We start from the raw sequence: 26,941 nt of genomic DNA, 5'->3' as shown, positions 1-26,941 counted from the left end.
CCGTTTCTTATCCGGACCCGGTTCATGTTGATCGATGATCTGAGAGCAATACAGGCGCGTCACGGATTTCTGCCCGAAGAGGAATTGAAATCCCTGTCCGAACGCAAGGGCATTCCGCTTTACGAGATCCATGGCGTGGCCAGCTTTTATCCTCATTTCAGGCTGGAACCGCCTCCCTCGGCCGACCTGCGCGTTTGTACCGATCTTTCTTGCCATCTCCACGGGGCCTGCGACGTGCTGGAGACCCTGCGGGAATCCGTGCGCAATGCCGGCCTGGACCAGTGGGAGGTCTCCGCGGTTTCCTGTCTCGGCCAGTGCGACGGCGCGCCGGCGGTCTCGATCAACGGCCGCAGCTATCTGTCCATGACCGGGGAGCGACTCGGCCGGTATGTTTCCCGCCTGGCCGCCGACGGGAAGATCGCCCGCCAGCCCGTCCGGCGAGCGGTCAATCCGGGATGCATCGATCCCTATGATCACCCGATGGCCGCGGAATCCCTGAAACATTGGGTCTCGCGCGGAGACGCAGAAGGCCTGGTGCAGACCATCAAGGACAGTGGGCTGCGCGGCATGGGCGGGGCGGGATTCCAGACCGGCGTCAAGTGGGAACTCGTACGAAAGACGGCGTCCGGCGTCAAGTACGCGATCTGCAACGCGGATGAGAGCGAACCTGGCACGTTCAAGGACCGCGAGATCCTATACCATTACCCCCATCTCGTTGTCGAGGGCCTGATCCTGGGCGGTCTCGCCGTAGGGGCCGATCGGGGATTCCTGTTCCTGCGCCACGAATACGACCGTGAGCGCGAAGTGCTCGAGCAGACGATCAAGGCGTTCTATTCGGCCGGCTACCTGGGAGACGGCCTGCTGGATTCGGCGCATTCGTTTCACCTCGAGATCTTCGACAGTCCGGGAGGGTACATCTGCGGCGAGGAGACGGCCCTGCTCGAAGCGATGGAAGGGAAAAGGGCCGAGCCCCGCAACAAGCCGCCGTTTCCCGGCACGCACGGGCTTCACGGACAGCCCACGCTGATAAACAATGTCGAGACCTTTGCGTGGGTGCCCGCTATCCTTCGGCGCGGCACCGGCTGGTTCCGGTCCCAGGGGGTAAACGGCGCCGTTGGACGCAAGTACATCGCCCTGAGCGGCCACGTCAACCGGCCCGGCGTATACGAGATACCACTCGGAACCAGGGTCTGCGATCTCATCCGGGACTACGGGGGCGGTATTGCCGGGGGACGCGAACTCATGGCCTTCTCTCCGGGGGGAACGTCATCGGGTTTCCTGCCGGCGTCCATGGCGGATATCCCCCTGGATTTCAAACCGCTCGCCGATGCCGGTTCCATGCTGGGTTCCGGGGCGGTCATCGTACTGGCCGAAGGAACGGACATGGTGGATATGGCCCGGAACGCGGTGACATTCTTCCGCAACGAGTCCTGCGGAAAGTGCGTGCCCTGCCGGACGGGCACGGCGCACCTGGTCCGGTTGCTGGACACGATCCTGGAGGGAGACGCCCGGCCCGATGCGCTGGAACCCGTGGCGGACGTCGCCGAGACGATGGAACTCACCTCGATCTGCGGCCTGGGTCAGGCCGCCGCACTGCCCCTTACCTCGGTGCTCCGGCATTTCCCCTCCGCCTTCGCATCGCGCGGCTGTCAACCAGTGGGCCATGGGGAGAAAACCGGGGGCAGTCCGGATGAATAACCGCACCGTCACGCTGACCATCGACGGCAGAAGCCTGACCGCGTCGGCCGGCGCCACGATCTGGGAAGCGGCGCGCTCCGCCGGTATCGACATCCCCACCCTTTGCCACGATCCCAAACTGGAGCCGGTTGCCGTGTGCCGCGTCTGCGTAGTCGACGTGGAAAACGCCCGTATATTGCCGGCGGCCTGCATCCGGCAGGTCGAAGAAGGCATGGCCGTGCGCACGGATACGGACCGGGTGCGCAGGGCGCGCCGGACCCTTGTGGAACTGATGGAGGCCGGGCAGCCGCATGCCGAAGTCCGCCGAAAGCCCGCCGAACAGGATGAACTCGCACGCCTGGGTGTTCAACTTCGATCCGATCCGTCGCGGTTCGCCGCCGCATCCTCGAACGCCGCCACATGCGCCAACCCGCCCATACGGCCCGATCTGTCCTCTCCCGTCATCGCGGTGGAGCTGAACGCGTGCATCCTGTGCGACCGGTGTATCCGCGCATGCGACGACGTGCAGGTGAACGACGTCATCGGTCGAGCGGGCAAGGGTTGCGATACGCGTATCGCCTTCGACAACGGCCTGCCTCTGGGCGGGTCTTCCTGCGTCTCCTGCGGTGAATGCGTGGCCACCTGTCCCACGGGCGCCCTCACCGACAAGCGCCTGGTCGATTCCGTGGCGAACGGGTCCGATTCTGTGGCGATAGATTCCGACGCCGCGGCGAACGGGTCCGATACCCTTGGGACCGACCCCGACGCCGCGTCTAAAAACCCCGAAGAAACCGAGCAGAATTCGCGGCGGGTCGATTCCATCTGCCCCTATTGCGGCGTGGGCTGCGGGATCTCGTACCACGTGCGCAACGGACGAATCGAGGGCGTCACCGGCAGGGACGATACCCACACCGAGGGCCGGCTGTGCGTCAAGGGGCGGTACGGTTACGACTACACGCACCATCCCCAGCGGCTCACCAGGCCCCTCGTCCGCCGGGAAGACGCCTATCCGAAAGAGCCGCTGTCGGCGGACTTCAAGGACTACCGGGACTTCCGCCGTTCGCTCCGTTCACCGGAATGGAACGACCGCATACGGGAGGTGTTCCGCGAGGCCGAATGGGACGAAGCGCTGGACCTGGCGGCGCGCAGGCTGCTGGAGATCAAAAACTCGCTGGGTCCGGGCGCGCTGGCGGGTTTCGGTTCGGCCAAGGTGACCAATGAAGAGGCCTTTCTGTTTCAGAAATTGATCCGGGTGGTCTTCGGCACCAACAACGTCGACCACTGCACGCGCCTCTGTCACGCCTCTTCCGTGGCGGCACTCACCGAGGCGATCGGCAGCGGCGCGGTCTCCAACGCCTTCCAGGAAGTCCTTGAAACCGATGTCATATTCGTGATCGGTTCCAACACGGAAGACAACCACCCCGTCGCCGCATCCTACATGAAACAGGCCGTGGCCCGGGGCGTCCGGATGATCGTGCTCGACCCCCGGCGGCCGACCATTGCCGATCACGCGACCCGGTACGTGCGGTTCAAGCCCGGCACGGACATCGCGCTGCTGAACGGGCTGATGCACGTGATCCTGCGGGAGGGCCTGCAGGACCGGGACTTCATCGCGCGCCGCACCGAACGCTTCGAGGCCCTGGAACCCTTCCTGGCACGCTATACGCCCGAGATGGCATCCCGGATCACGGGCGTTCCGCCTACGGTAATCGAGGAGATTGCCCTGGAGTACGGCCGGGCGGAGCGCGCGATGATCTTCTGGGGCATGGGCATCAGCCAGCACGTCAACGGCACGGACAATGCGAGGGCACTGATCTCCCTCTGCCTCATGACGGGCAACATCGGCCGACGGGGTACGGGCCTGCACCCGCTGCGGGGCCAGAACAACGTGCAGGGCGCCTCGGACGTGGGACTGATTCCGAGGTTCTATCCCGGCTACCAGTCCGCGGACGACCCGCAGGTGCGAAAGCGTTTCGAGGAGGCATGGGATACCGCGCTCGATCCGGACTCCGGACTGACGGTCGTGGAAATCATGCACGGCGCCCTCGACGGAAGCATCGCGGGCATGCTCATGATGGGCGAGAATCCCTTCCTTTCGGACCCGAACATGAACAAGGTCAGAAAGGCCCTGCAGCGGCTCTCGTTCCTCGTCGTGCAGGACGTCTTCCTGACGGAGACCGCGGAGTTCGCCGACGTGATTCTGCCCGCCTCCACCGCGGCGGAGAAGCGGGGCACCTACGTCAACACGAACCGCATGGTGCAGATTGGCAGGCAGGCGATCGATCCGCCTGGCGAGGCCCGCCTGGACGGGGACATCCTGATCGACCTGGCCAACCGGATGATTCGCATGGAACAGGGGGGGAGCGGCCCGCGCTGGGCATACGACGGACCGGAATCGGTCTGGGAGGAGATCGTCGCGCTGACCCCGATATTCAATGGCATCACCTACGAGGCGATGGAACGGGAAACCGTGGTCTGGCCCCTGGAAGAACCCGTGCTGTTCACCGGCGCCTTTCCCCGGGGCCGTGGCCGGTTCACGCCCGTATCCTTCGCGCCGCCGGACGAACTGCCGGACGACGCATACCCCTTCGTACTGAATACCGGCCGCGTCCTGGAGCACTGGCACACAGGCACCATGACGCGCCGCGCCCGGGCCCTCGACGCCATTTCGCCGGAGCCCTTCGTCGAGATGACGCCCGGGGACCTGGAACGCCTGGGCGTCGAAGAAGGCGACCCGGTGTCCGTATCCTCTCGCCGGGGCGCCATAACGCTGAAAGCGAAGGCTTCCGGCCGCGTGGCCGACGGCAACGTCTTCATCCCCTTCCACTTCAAGGAAGCCGCGGCCAACATCCTGACCAACGATGCCCTGGACCCCGACGGCAAAATCCCCGAGTTCAAGTTCTGTGCGGTGGCCGTGAAACCTGTGCCATCGAGTGATTAGCACGCGTCTCCCGCAGGCCGCCGACACGACTCATCCCACATCCGTTCTGCTGTTTCACAGATCATGACGCGCCTGGGGCCTCGCTCGGGGAACAGGAAATGAAACTATCTCGTTCCGCCATTCGTAGTAGGGTTGTGAACACGACCGCGAGCGGCGAAAGCGCAACGGGTTTCGAATTTGACGAGACGTACCGGACGCATCACCGGCGGATTCTCGCGCTTTGCAGATATCTACTGAAGTCCGTGTACGAAGCCGAGGACGCGACCCAGGAAGTCTTTCTCCGGGCATACCGGAACCGGTCCACCATGGACGCGTCGAAATCGCCCCTTAACTGGCTGCTCAAGACGGCGACCAACCACTGTCTCGACCGGTTGCGGCGCCGTAACCGCGAGGTGAATTTCTATGAATCCGCCGATCCCGACCAGGTCGGTCCGTCGAAGGTTTCCGAGGATACGCTGGAGATCATGGTGCGGGCGGAAAAGGGGGACCAGGTGCGATCGGCAATACAGTCGCTCCCGGACCGGTACCGCGTGCCGCTCGTACTGGCCTATTACAACGAGTTCACCTACGACGAAATCGGCCACGCGCTCAATCTGAACCGGAACACGGTAGCGACACTGATTTACCGCGCCAGAAGACGATTGCGAGAGGAGTTGACCGGATTATGCCGACCATGACCGACGAATCATTGCACCAGGACGCGTGTCCATCCGAAATCGTCTGCTCGACCTATGCCGATGGCGAGTTGGCCGGTTCCGAAGCCCGGGCGTTCACTGCTCACCTGGAAAACTGCCCCCGGTGCCAGGGCCTCGTGCAGGCGTTCCGCAGGGAGAGAGACGTTCTCTTCGAAATCGTGGGAAACACGGAGGCCTTTCTTGGAGAAACTCAACCGACACCGGTTTCCGTGCCTTCGCCCATCCACATACTGAAGCTGCTGGGGCTCGTTATCGGAATCGCGGCTCTGATGCGGTTAGGAATTGGCTGGGTGATGGGACTGGAACTTCCATGGAGCATAGAGTGGCTGAATCCACTGAACGTTTCCGGACAGTTGTCCATGCTGTTCAGCACCGGAGCTTATTTCATCGAATACTACCAGAATGGAGGTACGACCATGGTTACACTGATAAGCGATGTAGGCCTGGCTGTCGCGTTCATCATGCTGCTGGCTACACTGTACCTTCTGTTGCGGAGACCGACCGGCACGCTGGTCGTGCTCGGAGGGTTGCTGCTGATGCTGGGACACGCCCGTCCCGCGGAAGCCATCGAAATACGATCCGGCGAAAGCGTCTCGGTCAATATCGGAGAAATCATCGACGATACCCTCATCGCCTCCGGCCGCGTGGTCACGATCGACGGTGAAGTGACGGGAGACCTGATTGTCTTCGCCCAGTCAATCGAAATCGCGGGTTCGGTCCATGGGGACATCTATTCATTCGGCAGGACCATCGAGGTAGATGGACGGGCGGGTGGCGGATTCGCCGGGTTCGGCCAGTTCATCCGCATTGGAGACTCTATCGGTCAGAGCGTCTACGGATTCGCGCAGTCGCTTCGTTCCAGCCCTGACGCAACGATCGAAGGAGACCTCTTCGCCTTCGGGGAAAACATCCATGTAGGCGGTTCGGTCGGCCGAAACGTCACGGTGTTCGGTAATACACTGACGATTTCGGGCGAGGTGAAGCGGGACGTAACCTTCGGCGGCCGTCTGGCAACGGTACAATCTTCCGCTGCCATCGGCGGGAATCTCGACGTGGGGCTGCCCGATGAGGAGAGCCTGGAGGTGGATTCCGCCGCGAACGTTGCCGGCGAAACCAACGTGGAAGTGCCCGAACCGGGCCAGGATTCGGACGAGGACGGGATACTGTCCGTCTGGACCATCGCGTGGACGGCCCTGTGGCTGGTCACGGCGTTCCTGTCGGGTCTGCTGCTGCTCTGGGCCCTTCCCGCGCTCAGGCGCGTGCCGCTGGACAATCTGAATGGCATACTTACATCCGCGGGACTCGGGTTCGTGCTGGTCACGGCCACGCCGGTCCTGGCGGTCGTGCTCGCCGTGACGCTCATCGGGCTGCCCGCCGGACTGGTCATTGCCGCCGTCTGGGCGTTGAGCCTGTACGTGTCCAAGATCGTCGTGGCCCATTTCCTGGGCAACGCGCTCCTGCGGCCGAAACAGCACGATATCCGATCGATGCTGCTGCCCTTGCTCGCCGGCCTGGTGCTGGTCCTGATCGCCGTCAGCCTGCCCTATGTGGGCTGGGTCATCAATCTGCTGCTGGTCATCATCGGACTGGGCGCCATGGGGCAAGCGCTGTACCGAAGCTCAGGTAACCGGGCGGCCGCGGCCTGAAGAACGGAAAGGTAAGATCAGAAAGGTGGAACCCGATCGGGCGGCCGCGTTCGGACTTTCGGACGTCGTCGCCCGATCTTCATATCATCCGTGCCTCGAATTCGCCGGGTGAGATGCCTCACGAGCCGTCCTTCACAAGCCGTTCCTCACGAGCCGTACCCACCCCAGAAGGCCCGGCCCCATTCGCTGTCCCCGTCACCCCATTCATCCCGCCAGTCGAAAAGCCTGGAACGAAGGCCTGCAAGCCGGTCGGCATGAGCGGCTTCGCCGGCCAGATTGCGGCATTCCAGCGGGTCGCGTTCCAGGTCGAACAGCTGGGTCGTCCGGCGCCCGTCGACCACGTATTCGATCAGTTTGAACCGGTCGTCCTTCACCATGCGCTGCCACTGGCGGTAGGCCGCGAACACCGTGTCTCTCGGGCGTGCGGCGGGATCATCGAACGTCGGCGCCAGACTCACCCCTTCCACGGAACCGGGCGTGTCCAGTCCCGTCAGATCGCACAGGGTGGGAAAGATATCGAGCAGGTACGCGTAAGCGCTGCGCCGGACACCGCGCGGGATGCCTGGTCCTGAGAAGACCAGGGGCACGCGTATGCTGTGCTCGTACATGTTCTGCTTGCCGAACAGCCCATGCTGGCCGATCGCCAGGCCGTTGTCCCCGGCGAAGACGACGATGGTGTCGTCCGCCATGCCACGGTCTTCCAGCACCTGCATGACCCGCCCCATCTGCGCGTCCAGGTGGGAAATCATCGCGTAGTATTCGGCAATGTGGCGCCGCACGCTCGCCGGATCGCGCGGAAACGTCTCCAGGACTTCGTCACGTACCTTCAGGTCGCCGTTATCGAAGGGATGACCGCCCATGAAGTTCCGCGGCAGCGGGATGTCCTCGGGATCATACATTTCCAGGAACTCCCGGGGCATCGTCCTGGGATCGTGGGGCGCCATGAACGAGACGTACATGAAGAAGGGATCTTCGGAATCATATTCCTTCAGCCACTCGGCGGCGCAGTCGGCGAAGATCTCGCTGGAGTGCCGCCCGGCGTGCACGTGGTCCCCCTTCCGTACATTCACTTTGTTCGAGTGGAAGGCATCCGGACATTGTAGCAGCTTGCCGTCGTACTTCCCCTCCGGGTCGTAGTCGAAGACCGGTACGTTCCAGTGGTCGTCCATGCCCCCGAAGAAGATCTCCGCGCCGTCCGAAAAACTGCGGGCGTAGGACGGGACGCCGTTGTGCCATTTACCCGTGCCCCAGGTACGGTAGCCGTGGGACCGCAGGTATTCCCCCATCAGCGTGTGCTCCGGCGGTATGTCCGCGCCGGCGCCGTCGAGATGAAACAGGGTGCGGCCGGTATGCAGCATGGCCCGACTGGGCATGCATATGGCGGCCGATGTACCGCCGGGGATATGGGCGTGCGTTAAGGAAACGCCCCGGGCGACCAGCCGGTCCATGGCGGGCGTGTGAACAAGGGGGTTCCCCAGCGCGTTTATCGTATCGAAGCGCTGGTCGTCGGTAAAGAAGAACAGGATATTGGGCTTATCGCGGCTCAAATCGCGTCCCTTTCCTGGCTAAGGGTTCGTACGGCTGCAGACTTCGGAGGATTCATCGTGAATCTGGATATTAACGGGTTGCCATGATCAAAGTCAAACTGGTTAGTCGGTCGGGGGGAACGCTTTGTTCTCCTTTTGCAGGTCCGCCTTCCGTCCTATATTGCGGAATCGTCAGGAGAACACGGGCACTCACGGCGGGTCCGAAACGACCGGTTCCGGCCGCCGAAGACTCGGACCGAAAGCGAGCAACCTATCGCCGCGGCAAGGACATCAAAGGTATATCGTTTGCGCGTGGACGATATCGAGGTGGAAGTCCACCGGAAGCGAATCCGGCACCTGTACCTCAGGGTAGGTCCGCCCGACGGACGCCTGAGGGTATCCGCGCCGCTTCGCATCGGAGACGATTCGATCCGCCAGGCCGTGGCGAATCGGATGCCCTGGGTCCGGCGGCAACAGGAAAGACAGCGCCAAAGGGAGCGGGAATCCGCCCGGGTCTTCGCGTCGGGAGAGCACCATTTCGTGGAGGGGATTGCCTGTGTATTGCACGTCACCACCCATGAAGGGCCGCCGCACATCGGGCTCATGGGCGATTCGACGCTGGAAATGCGCGTTCGTCCGGGTACCGGCCGGGACGAGCGGGCGGACCTGCTCGCCGCCTGGTATCGCGAAAGGTTGAAGACGAGCATCCCGCGCCTGATCACGGCGTGGGAACCCTTCATGGGCGTGTCGGTGAAGGAATGGCGGATCCGGAAGATGAGAACCCGCTGGGGAAGTTGCAGTGTCCGAAACGGCCGGATCTGGCTGAGCCTGGAGCTGGCCAAGAAGCCGATGCGATGCCTGGAGTACGTGGTCGTCCACGAAATGGCCCACCTGATCGAGCCCTCCCACAATCGTCGCTTCTGGGGCATCCTCGACCGGTACATGCCCGACTGGCGTATGCGCAGGGACGAGCTGAACCGGTTCCCGATTATGGAAGGAAAGGACTGAAATCACCGCCCGGTGATCGTTGTTTCCAGCCCGGCCGCCGGCCCGACCATCCACCCTCCCGCCGGCCAGAATTACCTTGTGTAACAGACCCTTACCGCCTATTTTCAGACCGGCGTTCCAGTTCGGCCGATATGCTCTTTCAGGCAGAAGATTCCGTATGCCGGGTGGCGCTAAATCAGCAGGAGGCGTCGTAAACCGTTTAACCTTTGGAGTATCTAGTTACCAGTGTCTGGCCAGATGTTCAAGCCCTTTGACGGAAAGATGGAATACCCCGCCATGGAGAAGCGCATTCTCGCGTGGTGGGCGGAGCATCGGATTTTCGACAAGTTGCGCGCGCAATTGGCGGATCGCCCCACCTGGTCCTTCATCGACGGCCCGATTACCGCCAACAACGCCATGGGCGTCCACCACGCCTGGGGTCGGACGTACAAGGACATGTACTGCCGCTACAAGGCCATGAAGGGGTTCAACCAGCGGTGGCAGAACGGGTTCGACTGCCAGGGACTCTGGGTGGAAGTCGAGGTCGAGCGGGCGTTGGGATTCGATTCGAAGCGGGATATCGAGACCTTCGGCCTGGCGGAGTTCTCCCGGGCGTGCCGCGCGAGAGTGGACGAGTACGCGGAGCGGATCACGCGGCAGTCCATCCGCATGGGCCACTGGATGCAGTGGTACCACGAAGACGGCCATCCGGCGTCCTACTACACGCTGGACGACAACAACATCGAACACATCTGGCACTTTCTCAAGGCCTGTGACGCCCGGAAATGGCTATACCGGGGTTACCGGTCCATGCCCTGGTGCTGGCGGTGCGGCACCAGCCTGAGCCAGCACGAACTGGTGGACTCCTACCAGGAACAGACCGACCCCTCCTGTTTCTTCCGCTGCCGCGTTGGCGGCCGTGAAGACGAGTACTTCCTGGTCTGGACCACCACGCCGTGGACCCTGACGGCCAACACGGCCCTGGCGCTGCATCCGGAAGCCGAATACGCGAAAGCGGTCCTGGACGGCGCGCACTACTACCTGATGAAATCGCTCGTCGAGACGGTATTGCCGCCGGAAGCCGAAGTCGTCGAGACGGTAAAGGGGGAGGACCTGATCGGCCTGCCGTTCCACGGTCCGCTGGAGGATCTTCCCGCGCAGCGGGAGGTCAACCGCGCCACCGTCCCGTGGGACATGGTCTCGGACGAGGAAGGCACTGGGATCGTCCATATCGCGCCGGGTTGCGGGGCCGAGGACTATCAGCTCGGACAGGAACTGGACCTGGCCATCATCGTGCCGATCGACGAAAACGGCTATTTCACGGACGACATCGGTCCGCTCGCCGCCACCCATGTTCGGGATTCGGCCGAGGGCGTCAAGCGCGAGCTGGAATCCAGGGACGTACTGTTCCGCTGGGAAGACTATACGCACCGGTATCCCTTCTGCTGGCGGTGCAAAACCCCGCTGGTCTTCCGCCTGGCCGACGAGTGGTTCATTTCCGCCGACGAGATCAGGGCGCCGATGAAGCGGGCCGCCGACACGGTCCGGTGGGTACCCGAGTACAGCGGGCTCCTGATGCAGGACTGGCTGGACAACATGGGAGACTGGTGCATTTCGCGCCGGCGTTTCTGGGGACTGCCCCTGCCCTTTTACTGTTGCGGGAAATGCGACCATATCAATGTCATAGGCAGCACGGCCGAACTGCGCGAACGGGCGGTGGATCCCGCCCTCGTCGACGATCTGCCCGAACTCCACCGCCCGTGGATCGACGAAATCGAAATCACCTGCGAGCGGTGCGGCGAGGCCGCGAGAAGGGTGACCGAAGTGGGCGACTGCTGGCTCGATGCCGGGATCGTGCCCTTTTCGACCTTGAACTATCTGCCGGAGCACAGGGGGATCGAAGGCACGATCCGGTCGGAGCGTGGACCGGAAGCCGAAAGAGACAAGGAGGGTGTTGCCTCGCCCGGTCCCGAATCCACCTGGGAATCGTGGTCTCCCGCGGACTGGATCACGGAGATGCGGGAACAGATCAGACTGTGGTTCTATTCACAGTTGTTCATGTCGGTGACCCTCTACGACCGGTCGCCGTTCAAGGCCGTGCTCACCTACGAAGAGATGAGAGACGAAAACGGCGAGCCCTTCAGCAAGAGCGGCGACAACGCCATCGCCGTGGAGGACGCCACGGGTCGCATGGGCGCCGACGTGATGAGGTGGCAGTACGCCGGCGCTCCCCTGAACATGGTCTTCCGTTTCGGTTACGGGCCCGCCGAGGAGGTGACCCGGAAGATGCTGCGGCTGTGGAACGTCTACGCGTTCTTCGTGACCTACGCCAACCTTCCGGATTGCCCGCCGATTTCCGCTTCCGCTCCCGCAACGGGCCGCAGCGAACTCGACCGGTGGGTACTCTCGCGGATTCACCAGTTGATTCGCCACTGCAACGACCGGATGGACCACTTCGATTCGGCGGCGGTAGTCCGCGAAACGGAACGGTTCATCGATGTGCTCTCCACCTGGTACGTCCGCCGGAGCCGGCGGCGTTTCTGGAAGAGCGGCGATGACGCGGACAAGCAGTCGGCCATCCAGACGCTCTACGAAGTGCTGGTGACGATGAGCAGGCTGATCGCGCCCATACTTCCTTTCTCCGCCGAGGAACTCTACCGGAGCCTGGTCCCGCCCGTAGATTCATCGGCACCGGAAAGCGTCCATCTCTGCGCATACCCTGAGGCGTCCGGCGAACTGATCGACCAGGATCTCATGGACGACATGGATGACCTGATGCTGGTGATCGAACTGGGCCGCTCCGCGCGCAACGATGCCCGGATGAAAGTCCGCCAGCCGGCCTTCCGGCTGCTGGTGAAACCCGCGAATGCCCGGCAGGGCAAAACCATCGAGCGGCTGCGGGCGCAGGTCCTGGAAGAACTGAACGTGAAGGAACTCGATCTGGTCGACAGCGAGGACGCGTTTCGCGGATACGCTGTGAAGCCGGTCTTTTCGAAGTGGGGACCCCGGTTCGGCAAGCGGCTCAACGCCGTGCGGCAGGCGCTCGAGGCACTGGACGGAGACGAGACCGGCGCTCGCGTCGCGGGCGGCGAGGTCCTCACGCTCGACGTGGATGGCGAACGGGTCGATCTGTCGCCCGATGAGCTCGAGGTCGAACGGGTAGACGCCGACGGGCTGTCCGTGACATCGGGCTTCGGATGCACAGTCGCCATCGACACCACGGTAACCCGCGAACTCCTGCTCGAGGGACTGATGCGGGACTTCGTCCGCCACGTGCAGAATCTTCGCAAGGAAGCCGATTTCAACGTGGACGACCGGATCACGCTCTTCTACGAGGCGGACGGCGACCTGGCCGAGGCCATCGATACCCACGCCGACTACATCAGGACGGAAACGTTGTCAACGGTGCTTCGTGACGAGCCCGTACCCGGGGATGTCCATTCCGGCGAACTCAGGCTCGGTGAGCACGTCGCCCGCATCGGGGTGTTGAAGTAGGCTTCGGTTGCCTGATGCGGCCCGGCCCGCGAAAGGACGGACCGATGCGACGTACCAAAATCGTTTGCACCGTGGGTCCCTCCATCCGTTCGCCCGAGATGATCCGCCAGGTACTCGAGGCCGGCGTAGATGTATTCCGTCTCAATTTCTCCCATGGCGCCCCGGACGATCACCGGCGCAGCGTCCACCACATCCGGTCCGTCGCGGACGACCTCGGCAGGCCCGTCGCGATCCTCCAGGACCTGCCCGGCCCGAAGATCCGCATTGGGACGTTTCAGCACGGTCCCGTTCACCTCGGAGCGGGCGATGATTTCACCCTGACTGCGGAACCAGTGCCCGGCAGCCGGGCCAGGGTGTCGGTGAATTACGCAGGCCTACCGGAGGAGGTACGCCCGGGACAGCGCCTGTTGCTGGCCGACGGCCTGGTCGAACTGCGTATCGAGGCGGTGGAACCGCCCGATATACGATGCAAAGTACTCCTCGGCGGTTCGCTCTCCGATCACAAGGGCATCACGGTCCCGCGTGGGGCAAAGGGTATCAACGCCTTCACGGAAAAGGACCGGGAACTGCTGCTGGAAGGGCTCGACATGGGGATGGATATGGCCGCGCTTTCCTTTGTCCGGAACCGGGATGACGTGTTGAGCGCACGCAGGCTGCTGGACGGCCGGGGGTCGAGCCTGCCCCTGATGGCGAAGATCGAGAAACCGGAGGCCGTGGATGCGCTGGACGATATCCTCCCGGCCGTGGATGCGCTCATGGTCGCGCGGGGGGACCTGGGCGTGGAAATCCCGTACGAGGATGTCCCGCTGGTGCAGAAGGACATCATCGCCAAGGCCCTGCAAGCCGCGCAGCCGGTCGTCACGGCTACGCAGATGCTGCGGTCCATGGTCGAGAGCCCACGGCCCACGCGGGCGGAGGCCGCCGACGTGGCCAACGCGGTTCTCGACGGATCGGACGCGGTGATGCTCTCGGAAGAAAGCGCCACCGGCGCCTACCCGGTGGAGGCCGTGCGAGCGCTGGCATCCATCGCGGAACAGGCCGAAGCCAGGTTGTTCCAGCGAACGGCCCATGGCAACCTGGAGCGGCGCGGGATGCCCGGGGTTTCGGAGGCGATCAGCCATGCGTCCTGCGTACTGGCCCTGGAAGCAGGCGCGAAGGCCATCGTCTGCTGCACGCGGTCGGGGCACACCGCCCGGTTGGCCGCACGACACCGGATCAGCGTGCCGATCATCGCCGTCAGCCCCGAAGTGGCGACCGTCCGCCGCCTCGCCTTGGTCTGGGGCGTTAAACCGGTGCTGTGCGCCGAGTTCGACACGACGGACGGGATGATTCGCACGTCGCTCGACGCGGCCCGCGAGGCCGGCGGCCTCAGCCGGGGTGACCACATCGTCATCGTCGGCGGATCGCCGTCGGCGGGACCGGGCCACACGGATTTCGTCCGGGTCGCCGCCGTGCCCTAGCCGCACGGGCTGCCCGGCGACCTGTTAGGTATGTCGACCTGTTGGTACATCGATCTGTAGGTATGTCGACCTGTTGGTACGTCGACCTGTAGATACATTGTATACACAACGAATTGGAAGCGAGGATCCATGACTCCCGGCGGACTGACGCCCGTCGACTGGACCATCATCATCGGATACGCCCTGGCGACCATATCGCTGGGCTATTACTACAGCCGCAGGCAAAGCACCGTCAGCGAGTATTTCACCGGCGGAGGCCGCATGCCGCCGACGCTCATCGGCTTCTCGCTGTTCGCCACGCTGCTCAGCACCATCTCCTACCTGTCCATTCCGGGCGAGGCCATCGGCAAGGGGCCGGTCTGGATGCTCAACTACCTGACGATTCCGATCATCTTCGTGGTGGTGGGTTACGGGCTGATTCCCGTTTACATGCGGACGCGCGTGACCAGCGCCTACGAACTGCTGGAGGACCGGCTGGGCGTGGGCATTCGCCTTCTGGGCGCGGTGATGTTCATCCTGCTCCGGCTGGTCTGGATGGCCCTGCTGATCTACCTGTCCGCCAAGGCCATGACCGTCATGCTGGGCGTGGGCGATGACTGGATCCCCGTCATCACCCTGGTTACCGGGCTCGTCGCGGTCATCTACACCTCGCTGGGCGGGCTGCGGGCCGTCGTGATCACCGACACGCTCCAGACCCTGCTTATGCTCGGCGGCGCCATACTGGTGATCGTCACGGTTACCCTGCATTTCGACGGATTCAGCTGGATTCCGAGCTCCTGGCAGCCCCATTGGGACGCACAGCCCGTCTTCAGCCTGGACCCGTCCGTGCGCCTGACCGTTATCGGATCCATGATGGCGTCCATGACGTGGGCGATCGCCACGGCCGGGGGCGACCAGACCGTGGTGCAGCGTTTTATGGCGACCACCGACGCCCGTGCGGCCAGGCGGTCCTACCTGACCCAGCAACTGGTGGGGCTCTGCATCGGCATCACCCTGTGGGTCGCGGGTTTCGCCCTTCTCGGCTTCTTCCAGGACCAACCCGGTCTGCTGCCCGCCGGCGCCGACCTGGACGGACAGGCCGACCATGTGTTCCCCCACTACATCGCCTACTACCTCCCGCCAGGGGTGTCCGGATTCGTGGTCGCCGCCATGTTCGCGGCCGCCATGTCGAGCCTGGACTCGGGCGTCAATGCGATTACGGCCGTGGTTTCGACGGATTTCATCGACCGGTTCAGAAGGTCCCCGGCCACCGAGAAACAGCTGACGCGTACGGCGAAAACGCTCGCCTTCGTCATCGGCGCCATTGCCGTGGGCGCCAGTTCGCTGATGGAACTGGTGCCCGGCAACATCACGGCGGTGACCAACAAGACCTCGAACCTGTTGACGACGCCTATATTCGCCCTGTTCTTCTTCGCGCTTTTCGTGCCGTTCGCCCGCCCGGCCGGCGTCGTCGCGGGCGCCGTGTGCGGCGTCGTCACCGCATCGCTGATCGCCTTCTCCGGTCCGCTCTTCGGCATGTTGCCCAATGGGAACGACCCGGTCAGCTTCATGTGGATCAGTCCCGTGGCCCTGGCCGTGAACCTCGGGGTCGGCACGGCGGTCAGCTGGATTCTGGCGCGGAATGGGAAATCGAATCATGCAACAGGATAAGAAACTGACCCGGCTGCAGACGGCGCGCGGGATGCGCATGTGGAACGTGAACGGCATGCTCGAGTCGGTGCATTCGGCGATTACCACGGGTGTCTACACCACGGGTTACGCGCTGCATCTCGGCGCATCCAGCGCCATGATCGGTTTTATTTCCGCGTCCATTTCCATCGGCCAGTTGCTACAAGCCTTCTCGCCGCTGCTGATCGAGCGACTGCAACGGCGCAAGCCGCTGTGCCTGTCCGCCAATGCCGTCAGTTCGTCGCTCTGGCTGCCCATCGCCTTCATCCCCTTTCTCTTCTTCGAGGTTTACCAGGTGCTGGCGCTCATGGGCTGCATCGCCCTCTCGAAGGCCGTCATGTCCCTGGTTTCTCCGGCCCGTCAGTCCTGGCTGACCGACCTGGTACCCGACGAGATGCGCGGCCGCTTCGTCGCCCGGCAGCGCAGTTTGACGGCGTCCGCCGGACTGATCACGTCGGTCTGCGCGGGGTTCTTCCTGAGTACGTACGCCGCGGGAGATGAGCAGGGAGGCTTCACCACCCTGTTCATCGTGGCCGTGGTCTTCTCCGGCTTCGGGGTCTGGGCATGGTCCCGCATTCCCGAACCTCAGAAGAGCCGGGGAGAGCATGTCCCTTCGAACCAGTTGCTTCGCCTGCCTTTCCGGCACGGTCCCTTTCGCAGACTGATGTTCCTGGTTTCGGGTCGGCTCCTCATCGCCCAGATCGCCGCGCCGTTTTTCACGGTCTACATGTTGCGGACGCTGGAGGTCTCTTACGCCCAGATCGCGATCTACTCGGCGATTCAGACCATCGCCACGATCATCATGAATCCCTTCTGGGGCTACCTGGCGGACAAGTACGGGTACAAGCCGGTCATGTCGCTAACCGCCGTGGGACTGGCTCTGTTTCCGCTGGGCTGGGGTTTCGTGACTCTGGAAAACTACTGGATCATGGTGCCGCTGGTACAGGTCTGGGGCGGCAGCATGAGCGCGGGGTGGGGTACCGCCCGGTTCAATCTCATCGTCAAGACGGCTCCGGCGGTCAACCGCTCCGCGTTCCTGGGATGCTACTCCGCGGTATCGAGAGGGTGCGCGGCCTGCGGCGCCGTACTGGGCGGCATTGCCGCCGATCTGTGTACCTCCATCCCCGCCGTCTCCTTCTTCGGCTACACCTTCGCGGGTCTGCAATACCTCTTTCTTGCCAACGGGGCGCTTCGCGTCGCCTACATGGGCCTGCTGACCCGTGTGACCTCCGATTCGCAGGTTTCTTCCCGGGACGTGATCAACCGCGTGCGCAAGGGGAATCCCATCGCGACCCTGTGGCACCTGGTGCGCATGGGGAAATCGAGCAATCCCTCGGTCCGGGCCCGGGCCGCCCGTGAACTGGGCGAAACGGGCAGTCACCTGGCCGTGGACGAACTGATCGCGTTGCTGGAGGACAGCGACCGCAACGTACGCCGGGAGGCCGTGCAGTCCCTGAGCAGGATCGGCGCGGTGGAGTCCGTCAATCCGCTGCTCGAATGCGTGGGCAGCCCATCGTCGGACATCGCCGAAGAAGCCGTGGAAGCCCTGGGCGCGGTGCCTTCGTCGCTCAGTCTCAACATCCTGGTGACCCTGTTGCACGACGAACGTCCGGGCATCCGGCGAAGCGCCATTCTCGCCCTGGATCGAATCGGGGACCGCCGCGCGGAAACCGCGCTGGAAGCCCTGCTCGAGCATGAGCGGGATCCCGCGATCGTTCAGTCCGCCCTGGAAACGCTGGCCAGGATGGGCAATACCGGTATCCTGGGACGGCTTCAGGACCTCATACGGAGCAGCGAAACCAGCCTTGAGCGGGGTGTCCTGGTCATGTCGGCGGGGCATCTCCTCGGCGCACCGGATCTGCTGTACCGATTGCTACAGTCCGGCGAGATGGACCAGGACCGGGCGACGGTGCGGATTTTCCGAACCGTCCGCCGGCAACTGGGTGGCTGGTCGCGTGTCGAGAGAGCGGCAAGGAACCGGTTCACGGAGGCCGTCGACCGTGCCCTGAGCGCGTTCGAGCGCCAACAGACCGGTGAGGTGCTGAAGCGGCTCGTGGAGATCGCACGGGACATCGTTGCGGAAGCGGGGACGGACCGCCCGGACCGCCCGGACCGCCCGGACCATGCAACCGAAGATATGGCGCCGGCGGAAGGACCAGCAGCGCGCCCGAATGAGATCGCACTGGCGTACAGGGTCCTGGCGGACCTGGAATCGGAAGGCCGTAACAGAACCCTGCACTCAGAGGAGAGACTGCTGGCGGTCGTGGCCTTTCAGCGGATGGCGGACCTGGCCACCGACACCGACTGAAGTATCAGCCCTTTTTCGCCTTCCAGGCCTCGTATTCGGCCAGGGTCTTTTCATCGGGCGGGTAAACGCCGATGATGCTGGCTCCCTGCTGGATCTTCTGCAGGATGAAGACTTCGCGGTCCTCCTGCGCCACGGCCTTTGCCGCCACATCTTCGGCAAGGTGGCGCGGGATCACTACGACGCCCTCCGCGTCGCCCACGATGATGTCTCCGGGGAACACGGCTACGCCGCCGCAGGCAATGGGACGTTGTATATCGCTCGGGTAGTGCACGCTCTTGCTGTTGTGGGCGTTCTTGGCCTTTGCATACGCGGCGAGCCCGGCCTCCACGATGGCCGGCGTATCCCGGAACGCGCCGTCGCTCACCACCCCCGCGGCGCCGCGCTGCAGGATCCTCGTGGCGAGGATGTCGCCCATGACGCCGGCCCGGGTGTCGCCCCGCGCGTCGATCACGAGCACCTCGCCCTGCCCGATGCTTTCGATACCGATCCGCTGCATGTCCGTCAGGTTGTCCACGGGCACGTGCGTGATGTCCTCCCGGCCGGGTATATACCGGAGGGTAAATGCGGGACCGGCCACGCGCATGCCCGGGGCCAGGGGCGCGACGTCCTGCATGAACGTGTTGTACAGGCCGAATTCCGTGAGTACGGAGGTCAGCGTGGCCGTACTCGGAATGAGCAGGGATTCGAGCGTTTCCCGCGATGGTGCTTGCTGATCGGACATGGTGTTGGATTTCCTTTCACTGGTTGGTAAGGTCGGTTGGACAGGCGAAAGCCGTCATGGCCTCCACATAGCCCCGAGGCGAGCCCGTGTCGTAGTGATCCCCGTTGATTTCCAGGGCGAAGTATGCCCGTTGAGCCGACAGCATGGCCTGTGCTCCGGTCAGTTGCAGTTCGCCGCCTTCCGTGGCGCCGCCTCCTTCCATCCGCACCAGGCAATCGAAGATATCGGGCGTCATGGCGTGCAGTCCGAACCAGCAGAGGTAGGTGTCCGCCGGCATGCCCTCCATGCGCAGCCGTTCTCGCGCCAGGTCCGGTCCGGGTTTTTCCATCACGGTGTCGATTACGTATAGCCCGTTCCACCTGGGCACGGGACGGCCCGAAACCGTCCCGAAGTGGTGGATGTCTTCGATGGATTTGCGAATCACCCCCGATACCGGCGCTTGCAGATCCGCGTAGGCGTCCAGCAACTGACCCGCGCAGCACCGGTCCTCCCCGCTGAGGTAAAGGTGATCGCCGAGCATGACCAGGACCGGATCGCCGCCGACCCAGGTCTTCGCGCGGAGGACCGCGTCGCCGAACCCCCGGGGACGATCCTGCGTAATGTAGGTCAGCTTCTCCGAAAGTTCGCCGGGGAATTCGGCCGCCGCGAGCAGGTCCGCGCGGTTTCCGATCGCGGATTTCAACGGACCGGGCAACCGCGAAAAGTAGGCGCGGATCAGTGCCTCGTCTTCCGGCGCGGTCACCAGGCCGAATTCCTCGATGCCCGCGTTGACCGCCTCCTCGATGATCAGCTGCAGCACGGGGCATACCCGTCCCCGAACGTCCACCATGGGGAACAGCGCCTTGCGCACGGCGCGGGTCGCCGGCAACATGCGCAACCCGTGCCCCGCCAGGGGGATGACCGCCTTTCGTATTTTATTCAACCTGGTCCAACTCCTTCAAACCCGCCGTGAAAGTTCAGGTGATCCGATAGACTCGGTGCCCGAACTCGAGGGCGCCGGGCGAAGTTCCCGTAAAAAGCTCCGCCTCGATCCCGGTCGCTTCGCCGTAACGTTCCAGCAGACGATCCAGATGGTCCAGCATGCGGTCGTTTCCCGCGACGGCGACCGTCCCGCCTGCTCCACCGCCCGTAATCCTGGCGCCGTAAAAACCTGCTTCCACCCCCAGTTTCCTAGTTTCCCGGACGATCCAGGCCGTTTCGGCGGACCCGAGCCCGCACCGGTGCGTGTAACTCCAGTCCGAAGCGTACATCAGCCTGCCCGCCCGCTTGAGGAGTGCCGGTTGTTCACAAGACCCCGCCCGCCGGATGCACTCGGTGAAGCCGTTCACCCTGCGGTGTTCGTACACCGGGTGTTCCACGCGGCTGCGCACCTTGTACACAACCTCCGGATCGACGGTCGTCACGGGATCGGGCGTGTTTCCGTACCGCCGCATGAACGCCCGGCCCGTGATGCTCGATGGCAGCAGGGACCGGCAGGAATCCACGTATTCGGACGTGGACAGGTTGCACAGGTGTCCCAGGCGGAGATTCGCGGCGGCTCCATTGCCGGATTGCAGCTGATCCCGCAGGATCGCGAGGCCCATGAACGCGCCGATTCTGCTATTCGTATACCTCGCGCCCTTGATTTCACGGCGGACGCCGGAATTGATGCCGATGAAGCGTACGCCGTCCGGGATCGGTATCTGTTCCCGCAAGGTATGGGGCTGGCAGAGCAGGGACAGGAGGTGGCCCCGGGTACCCATTGCGCAGGTGACCTGGTCCATGATGCCGCAGGCCGCGCCGACCACGTGGTTTTCCACCTTCTGGGAAAGGACGGCCAGCGTCATCCCGTTCAGGTTGATCCCGTAGAGCAGGTTCAGTCCATGCATGGCCGCGATTTCCAGCGCGGCCGACGAGGACGCGCCGACCCGAAGCGGTATGTTGCTCCCCAGCACGATCGTGGCGCCGTGGGGGAACCGTTCCATATGCCCTTCGCCCTGCAGCACGCTGAAAGCCCCGGCAACGTAGGCCGCCCAGGCGGATTCCGGCGTGCCGGAGAAGCGCCGTTTTACGGTATCATAATCCACGGTGCCCGAACCCGGCGCCAGGTCGTCGAGCGCCAGTGCAACGTCCGGAGAAAGGCCCAGTCCGTCCACGCCGGCGCTGTGCAGGACCACCTTCCGGTCGACCCGGGCCTGAAGGCCCATCAGAACGGCACGGTCGAGGGTCATCTCGCAGACCAGCGAACCGCTGTAGTCCGCGATGCCGCCCATGCAGTCGAGCCGCGCGGGCGCCCGTACGACGTAAATCGGTTTCCCAGCCGCGAAGCGCGTCCCCAGCGGGCCGAACGGGCTCTCTGGCGTACAGGCCAGGGCGTGCTCGAAGGCCTCCGCGTCGGCGGGCAGGTTTCCACGATCCGTCAGGCGATCCAGCATTTGCAGTGATCCCGCGTTTCATGCTCCGGACAATCGGGTTGGAATCGATCCGCCTTAATATATCCGACTGCCCTGGATATTCAACGAAACTTTGGCTTGGACGCCCTTCGACGGTCGTCGTCCGGGCCATGATTGTATTGACAGGACCGATTTTGGCCGTGTATTATGGTATCGCCCTGCTCACCGAAATTTCCAGATGGATGAAGCTGGCTGAATTCCGGGTGGACTGTACTTCTCTCTTGGCCGTTTGGGAACGGTGAATGAACCTCGCTGGCGAACTGAATCCCGCTCAAGTCAAGGCCGCGTCCTACGTCGATGGGCCGTTGCTTGTGCTCGCCGGCGCCGGAAGCGGCAAGACCCGGGTGTTGACCTACCGGATCGCCTACCTCGTCGAACATCTCGGCATCGATCCCTATCACATCCTGGCTGTCACGTTCACCAACAAGGCGGCCGCCGAGATGAAGGAACGGATCGACCGGATGCTCGGACAGGGCGACGTCCCCCAGTGGGTGGGCACCTTTCATTCCCTCTCGGCCCGGATTCTGCGCCGTGAAGCGGAGATCCTGGGCTTCCGCCGCGATTTCGTGATCTACGACGGCGAAGATCAACTGGCCCTCATCCGCCGGATGATGAAGGACCTGGAGATCTCCGACAAGCGCTATTCCCCCGAGGCGGTTCGCAGCTATATCAGCGGAGCCAAGGACCAGCTCCTATCGCCCGCCGAGTACAAGGCGCAGAACACGGATTACTTTGAACAGCAGGTGGTTTCGCGGGTCTATGAAGCGTATCAGCACGCCCTGGAAGACTGCAACGCGCTGGATTTCGACGACCTCATCATGCGGCTGGCGATAGGATACGCGACGCATCCGGACCTGCTGAACCGGTACCAGGAACGGTTCCAGTACATCCTGGTGGACGAATACCAGGACACCAACCGCGCCCAGTACGAATGGATCAACCGGCTGGCGCGCAAATACCGGAACCTGTGCGTGGTAGGGGACGACGACCAGTCCATCTACGCCTGGCGCGGCGCGGACATCCGGAACATTCTCGAGTTCGAAAAGGACTATCCCGAGGCCCGGGTCATCCGGCTTGAACAGAACTACCGTTCCACCCGGCTGATCCTGAAGGCGGGCAATGAAGTCATCCGCAACAATAAGGGCCGCAAGGGGAAAGAGCTGTGGACGGACAACCCTGGCGGGGAGAAGATCGGCCTGGTCGAGACGATGGACGACCGGGATGAAGCCCGGTGGATATCCCGGAAGATCCAGGAGATGCGCAACGATTCCAACCGGGTGCTGAGGGATTTCACCCTCCTCTATCGAACCAACGCACAGTCGCGTACGCTGGAGGACGAGTTGCGCCGCGCCGGCCTGCCCTATGTGATCGTGGGCGGCGTCCGGTTCTTCGAGCGGAAGGAAGTCAAGGACGTCCTGGCCTATCTGAAGGTCCTGGTCAACGGCCGGGATGCCATCAGCTTCCGCCGCATGGTCAACACCCCCGCCAGGGGCATCGGCGCCGTCAGCGTGTCCCGCGTCGAGCAACTGGCCGTCGAGCGCGGCATGGACTACCTGGAAGCGCTGTACCATGCCGGCGAAGCGGGCATCTCGGGTAAAGCGCACCGCGCCGCCGTGGAACTCGGGGAGTTTCTGCTGCGTCTCAGGTCGCGCCTGGCAGAGATATCGGGCGCGGAGGCGGCCAGGCGTGTGCTCGAAAAGACCGGCTACCTGCGGGCACTGGAACTGGAGGCCGCGAAAAACGTGGAGTCCGAGACCCGGGTGCAGAACGTGAACGAGCTGATGGCCGCCCTTGAAGAGGCGACCGAGCGGCCGGAGGAGGGACAGCCGGTCTCCGGTCTGGACGATTTCCTGGAGGAAGTGGCCCTGGTAACCGATATCGACCGGTGGGACGAATCCGTGGACTGCGTCACGCTCATGACCCTGCACAACGCCAAGGGTCTGGAGTTTCCCGTCGTCTTCATCACGGGCATGGAAGACGGCCTTTTCCCCATTTCGCGCGCCATGGAAAGCCCCACCGACCTGGAGGAGGAGCGGCGGCTCTGTTACGTGGGCATCACGCGCGCCCGGGAACAACTGTTCCTCACTCACGCCAATCTGCGTCGAAGGTTCGGGGGAACGCAGACCTCCCTGCGGTCCCGTTTCATCGACGAGATTCCCGACGACCTGGTTTCACGGGAGAGTACCGGCCGGCTCTATTCGCGGTCGTCCTGGCCGCAGGAAGAAAAGGTCTCCGTCCCCCCGTTCGAAGACGATATCACGACCCCCCGGACCGTGGAGACGCCCATGGGCAGGGTGCGGATTTCCCAGGGACAGGATGTCAAACACCCTATCTGGGGTAAGGGACGCATCATACAGGTCGCGGGAAGCGGCGACGACCTGCGGGCGACGATACGCTTCTCGGATACGACCAAGAAGGTGATCGTGAAATACGCCGCCCTGGAAATGATATAATGATAAATCGATGTGTTGATATATTGAATAAGCGCCGGTCGATCCGGTGCATGCGAAGGGGCAACAAACCATGACGGTAACCGTCAAGGACGTCGACCATGTCGCGGCACTGGCCCACCTGAAGTTCTCGGATGAAGAACGGGAACAGCTGGTGGATCAGTTGAACGCCATACTCGCGTACATGGAGAAGCTCAATACGCTCGACACGACGGCCGTAGGTCCGACTTCCCACGTGCTGCAGCTGAAGAACGTCTTCCGCGATGACGAAGCCGGAAAGTCGCTGAGCCAGGAAGAATCGTTGCGGAACGCTCCGGCGTCCGATCGCGGCCATTTCACGGTGCCCAAGGTAATCTGAAGACGATATGGGATCCGATATCCCGAGAATCACGGGCCTCATACCGGCCCGCTACGCTTCGACGCGTTTCCCCGGCAAGGCGCTGGCGCCCTTGCGGGGCAAACCGATGATACAGCATACCTATGAGCGGTCCAGCCGGGCGCGTTGCCTCACTGATCTGTACGTCGTGACCGACGACCGGCGCATAGCGGACGCGGTCCGCGGGTTCGGCGGCGAACCCATCATGACCGCGCCGGATCACCCGAGCGGTACGGACCGGCTGGCCGCGGCCGTACGGGAGATGGATACGGACGTGGTCGTCAACATCCAGGGAGACGAGCCGCTGATCACGCCTGAAGCCATCGAAACGGTGGTGCAGCCCCTGGTCGACGATCCGGACCTGCCCATGACGACCCTCGCGCACCGGATCACCAGGACGGAGGACCTGCTCAATCCCCATATGGGCAAGGTGGTCTTCGACAGACGGGGTCTGGCGCTGTACTTTTCCCGCTCGCCACTGCCCTGGCCGGGGGAACGGCCGGACGGGGAATACCTGCACGAACACCGGTTCTACAACACCGTGGGTCTCTATGGGTACCGGCGATCGTTCCTGCTCACGTTCGCCGGGCTTGAACCGACACCCCTGGAGCGGATCGAACGGCTGGAACAGTTGCGGGCCCTGGAAAACGGATACCGCATCACCGTGCGGCAAACCGACTACGCCCCCCTTGGCGTCGATGTGCCCGAAGATCTGTTAAAAGCGGAACGCAGGCTGGCCGGGGAGGAAGATGCGTCGTGAAAGAAGTCTTCGTGGGAGACGTGGCCATAGGCGGCGGACGGCCGCTGGCGCTGATCGCGGGGCCTTGCGTGATCGAGAGCGAGGCCGTGGTCATGGAGACCGCGGAACGCCTGATCGCCACAACCGGGCAGCTGGGCATCCCGCTCGTGTTCAAATCATCCTATGCGAAGGCGAACCGTTCTTCGGCGGCCTATTACGCGGGGCCCGGGCTGCACGAGGGGTTGCGCGTACTCCGGAAAGTCAGGGACCTGGGCGTGCCCGTGCTTTCGGACGTTCACGCGTTGCCTGAGGTAGACGAGGCCGCGGAGGTCCTGGACGTTCTGCAGCTTCCCGCGCACCTGTCCATGCAGACGGAACTTACCCTCGCCCTGGCCCGGACCGGAAAGCCCGTCAACGTGAAGAAGGGACAGTTCCTGGCGCCGGAAGACGTGGCGTCGGTCGTGTCCAAGATCGAAAGCGCGGGCAACAGGAGCATCCTCCTGACCGAACGGGGCGTCTCTTTCGGATATCACGATCTGGTCGCCGACATGCGGTCGCTGGCCATCATGCGCCGGACGGGATACCCCGTAGTATTCGATGCCACCCACGTGGTGAGGCTATACGGCCGTCCGAGCAGCGACGCGAGCGGCGGCACCCCCGAATTCATCGAACCCCTCGCCCGTGCCGCGGTGGCCGCGGGATGCGAAGCGGTATTCATCGAGACCCATCCCCGGGTTTCCGAGGCGCTGTGCGACGCCGCGAGCATGTTGCCGCTCGACCGCCTGGAGCCTCTGCTGGAAAGCCTCAAGGCGATCGACGAAGTCGTGCGGCCCCACACCGTGGATTGACTTCCATGCGAGTGCACTCTTGGCCTCTCTGATCAAGCGCATGCGAAATGCCGTGATCTATCAGGCGGTGTGCGCGATTATCGGCCTGATGAATGCGTTGCCGAGGCAGCAGGCGTTGTCCGTCGGTGGGTGGATCGGCGGACTGGCGTACCTGGCCGCCCGCGGTCCCCGGCGCCTTGCCCTTTCCAATCTGACGCTGGCCTACGGCGAAGCGCAGTCGCACGGGCAGATCAGGCGGCTGGGCCGGACTGTCTTCCGGGAGCTGGGACGGAATGTCGTGGATGTCGCCCGGCTGCCCCGGGTCACGGCGGAGAACGTGGACGGACTGGTCAAGGCCGAAGGCCTGTCCCAACTGGAATCGGCCTATGGCGAGGGGAAGGGCGTGGTAGCGGTGAGCGCCCACCTGGGCAACTTCGAACTGATGGGCGCGTTCCTGGCGCTCAAGGGATTCGCGGTAACCGTGGTGGCGGCCCCGCTTTACGACGCCAGGTTGGACGCGCTCCTGCGGGAGAACCGGGTGCGGAGCGGACTGGAAGTAGTGCCCCGCGACCGGGCCACTACCGCCATACTTCGCGCGCTGAGAAAGGGGCATGTGGTGGGGCTCCTGGTGGACCAGGATACCCGGGGGGCCGGCATCGCGGTACCCTTCTTCGGCCACCCGGCGCGTACTCCGACCGGCCCCGCGGTGCTGGCGGACCGGACGGGCGCGCCCATCGTGCCCATGGCCATTCACCGTTTGCCGGACGACACGCATCTCGTGACGGTCCGGCCGCCGATCCGGCCCACCGGACGGACGCCGGAAGACGTGGAAACAACGACGAGGGCGTATACCGGGGAACTGGAACGGTTCATCAGGAAAGCGCCGGCGCAGTGGGTATGGATGCATGACCGATGGAAGGTGTCCAAGGAGGCCTGACGCTGCGTCCATGGAGAACTGACAAGGTGTCCAAGTAGGTTTGATCCGGCGTCAAC

18 protein-coding genes are annotated in these 26,941 nt (G+C 63.7%); 14 read left to right on the top strand and 4 right to left on the bottom strand.

All coding sequences use genetic code 11. The features are described from left to right. Window positions 1–24 precede the first annotated feature (24 nt). The 4 genes from F4Y38_15645 to F4Y38_15630 all read left to right on the top strand — a co-directional run bounded on the left by F4Y38_15645 (window position 25) and on the right by F4Y38_15630 (window position 6,959). The gene (locus tag F4Y38_15645) at window positions 25–1,698 is read left to right on the top strand and encodes a nitroreductase family protein (GenBank protein ID MXY50713.1); all 1,674 of its coding nucleotides are present in this window, start codon (window positions 25–27) and stop codon (window positions 1,696–1,698) included. Further along, a complete protein-coding gene (locus F4Y38_15640; GenBank protein MXY50712.1) occupies window positions 1,691–4,618 on the top strand; it encodes a formate dehydrogenase subunit alpha in 2,928 nt (975 codons plus the stop codon). The genes F4Y38_15645 and F4Y38_15640 overlap by 8 nt, the downstream gene beginning before the upstream one ends. 98 nt (window positions 4,619–4,716) lie before the next feature. Beyond that, window positions 4,717–5,295 carry an RNA polymerase sigma factor gene (locus F4Y38_15635; protein ID MXY50711.1) on the top strand — a complete coding sequence of 193 codons (579 nt, stop codon included), beginning with the start codon at window positions 4,717–4,719 and terminating at the stop codon, window positions 5,293–5,295. Next, window positions 5,283–6,959, top strand: coding sequence for a hypothetical protein (locus F4Y38_15630; GenBank protein MXY50710.1), 1,677 nt, complete (start codon window positions 5,283–5,285; stop codon window positions 6,957–6,959). The genes F4Y38_15635 and F4Y38_15630 overlap by 13 nt, the downstream gene beginning before the upstream one ends. Window positions 6,960–7,105: 146 nt before the next feature. On the opposite strand, the gene F4Y38_15625 is transcribed toward F4Y38_15630, so the two are convergent. Beyond that, window positions 7,106–8,506 carry a sulfatase-like hydrolase/transferase gene (locus tag F4Y38_15625; GenBank protein MXY50709.1) on the bottom strand — a complete coding sequence of 467 codons (1,401 nt, stop codon included), beginning with the start codon at window positions 8,504–8,506 and terminating at the stop codon, window positions 7,106–7,108. A gap of 285 nt (window positions 8,507–8,791) precedes the next feature. On the opposite strand from F4Y38_15625, the gene F4Y38_15620 reads away from it, so the two are divergent. The 5 genes from F4Y38_15620 (at window position 8,792) to F4Y38_15600 (ending at window position 18,403) form a co-directional block, all read left to right on the top strand. Beyond that, entirely contained in the window at window positions 8,792–9,493 is a 702-nt protein-coding gene (locus F4Y38_15620) for a M48 family metallopeptidase (protein ID MXY50708.1), read from the top strand. A gap of 225 nt (window positions 9,494–9,718) precedes the next feature. Then, window positions 9,719–12,967, top strand: a complete 3,249-nt coding sequence (locus F4Y38_15615) for an isoleucine--tRNA ligase (protein ID MXY50707.1) — start codon at window positions 9,719–9,721, stop codon at window positions 12,965–12,967. A 14-nt stretch (window positions 12,968–12,981) separates the two neighbouring features. Next, window positions 12,982–14,427, top strand: coding sequence for a pyruvate kinase (gene pyk, locus F4Y38_15610; protein MXY50706.1), 1,446 nt, complete (start codon window positions 12,982–12,984; stop codon window positions 14,425–14,427). 129 nt (window positions 14,428–14,556) lie between these two features. Next, the gene (locus F4Y38_15605; protein ID MXY50705.1) at window positions 14,557–16,077 is read left to right on the top strand and encodes a sodium/solute symporter; all 1,521 of its coding nucleotides are present in this window, start codon (window positions 14,557–14,559) and stop codon (window positions 16,075–16,077) included. Then, window positions 16,049–18,403, top strand: coding sequence for an MFS transporter (locus F4Y38_15600; GenBank protein MXY50704.1), 2,355 nt, complete (start codon window positions 16,049–16,051; stop codon window positions 18,401–18,403). Before F4Y38_15605 ends, F4Y38_15600 begins: the two co-directional genes overlap by 29 nt. A gap of 4 nt (window positions 18,404–18,407) precedes the next feature. Here F4Y38_15600 and F4Y38_15595 read toward each other — a convergent pair whose 3' ends face one another. The 3 genes from F4Y38_15595 to F4Y38_15585 are packed head-to-tail and all read right to left on the bottom strand — an operon-like array spanning window position 18,408 to window position 21,538. Beyond that, window positions 18,408–19,124, bottom strand: a complete 717-nt coding sequence (locus F4Y38_15595; protein MXY50703.1) for a ribonuclease activity regulator RraA — start codon at window positions 19,122–19,124, stop codon at window positions 18,408–18,410. Window positions 19,125–19,140: 16 nt separating this feature from the next. Further along, a complete protein-coding gene (locus F4Y38_15590) occupies window positions 19,141–20,046 on the bottom strand; it encodes a hypothetical protein (GenBank protein MXY50702.1) in 906 nt (301 codons plus the stop codon). A 34-nt stretch (window positions 20,047–20,080) separates the two neighbouring features. Beyond that, the gene (locus F4Y38_15585) at window positions 20,081–21,538 is read right to left on the bottom strand and encodes a GHMP kinase (protein ID MXY50701.1); all 1,458 of its coding nucleotides are present in this window, start codon (window positions 21,536–21,538) and stop codon (window positions 20,081–20,083) included. Between the two features lie 260 nt (window positions 21,539–21,798). On the opposite strand from F4Y38_15585, the gene F4Y38_15580 reads away from it, so the two are divergent. From F4Y38_15580 to F4Y38_15560, 5 genes are all read left to right on the top strand, one after another. After that, entirely contained in the window at window positions 21,799–24,009 is a 2,211-nt protein-coding gene (locus F4Y38_15580; protein MXY50700.1) for an AAA family ATPase, read from the top strand. 70 nt (window positions 24,010–24,079) lie between these two features. Further along, complete coding sequence (gene gatC, locus F4Y38_15575) at window positions 24,080–24,364, top strand: Asp-tRNA(Asn)/Glu-tRNA(Gln) amidotransferase subunit GatC (protein MXY50699.1); 285 nt, start codon at window positions 24,080–24,082, stop codon at window positions 24,362–24,364. A 7-nt stretch (window positions 24,365–24,371) separates the two neighbouring features. Beyond that, window positions 24,372–25,142 (top strand): 3-deoxy-manno-octulosonate cytidylyltransferase, encoded by a 771-nt coding sequence (kdsB, locus tag F4Y38_15570; protein MXY50698.1) that lies wholly within the window; start codon window positions 24,372–24,374, stop codon window positions 25,140–25,142. Beyond that, window positions 25,139–25,969 (top strand): 3-deoxy-8-phosphooctulonate synthase, encoded by an 831-nt coding sequence (gene kdsA, locus F4Y38_15565; GenBank protein MXY50697.1) that lies wholly within the window; start codon window positions 25,139–25,141, stop codon window positions 25,967–25,969. The genes kdsB and kdsA overlap by 4 nt, the downstream gene beginning before the upstream one ends. A 19-nt stretch (window positions 25,970–25,988) precedes the next feature. Next, complete coding sequence (locus F4Y38_15560) at window positions 25,989–26,885, top strand: lysophospholipid acyltransferase family protein (GenBank protein MXY50696.1); 897 nt, start codon at window positions 25,989–25,991, stop codon at window positions 26,883–26,885. Window positions 26,886–26,941 lie beyond the last annotated feature (56 nt).

It is taken from the genome of Gemmatimonadota bacterium, from assembly GCA_009838645.1.
GTDB lineage: Bacteria > JAAXHH01 > JAAXHH01 > JAAXHH01 > JAAXHH01 > JAAXHH01.
The sequence above is the reverse complement of the archived record's forward strand: the minus strand, read 5'-3'. Positions and strand labels throughout refer to the sequence as shown.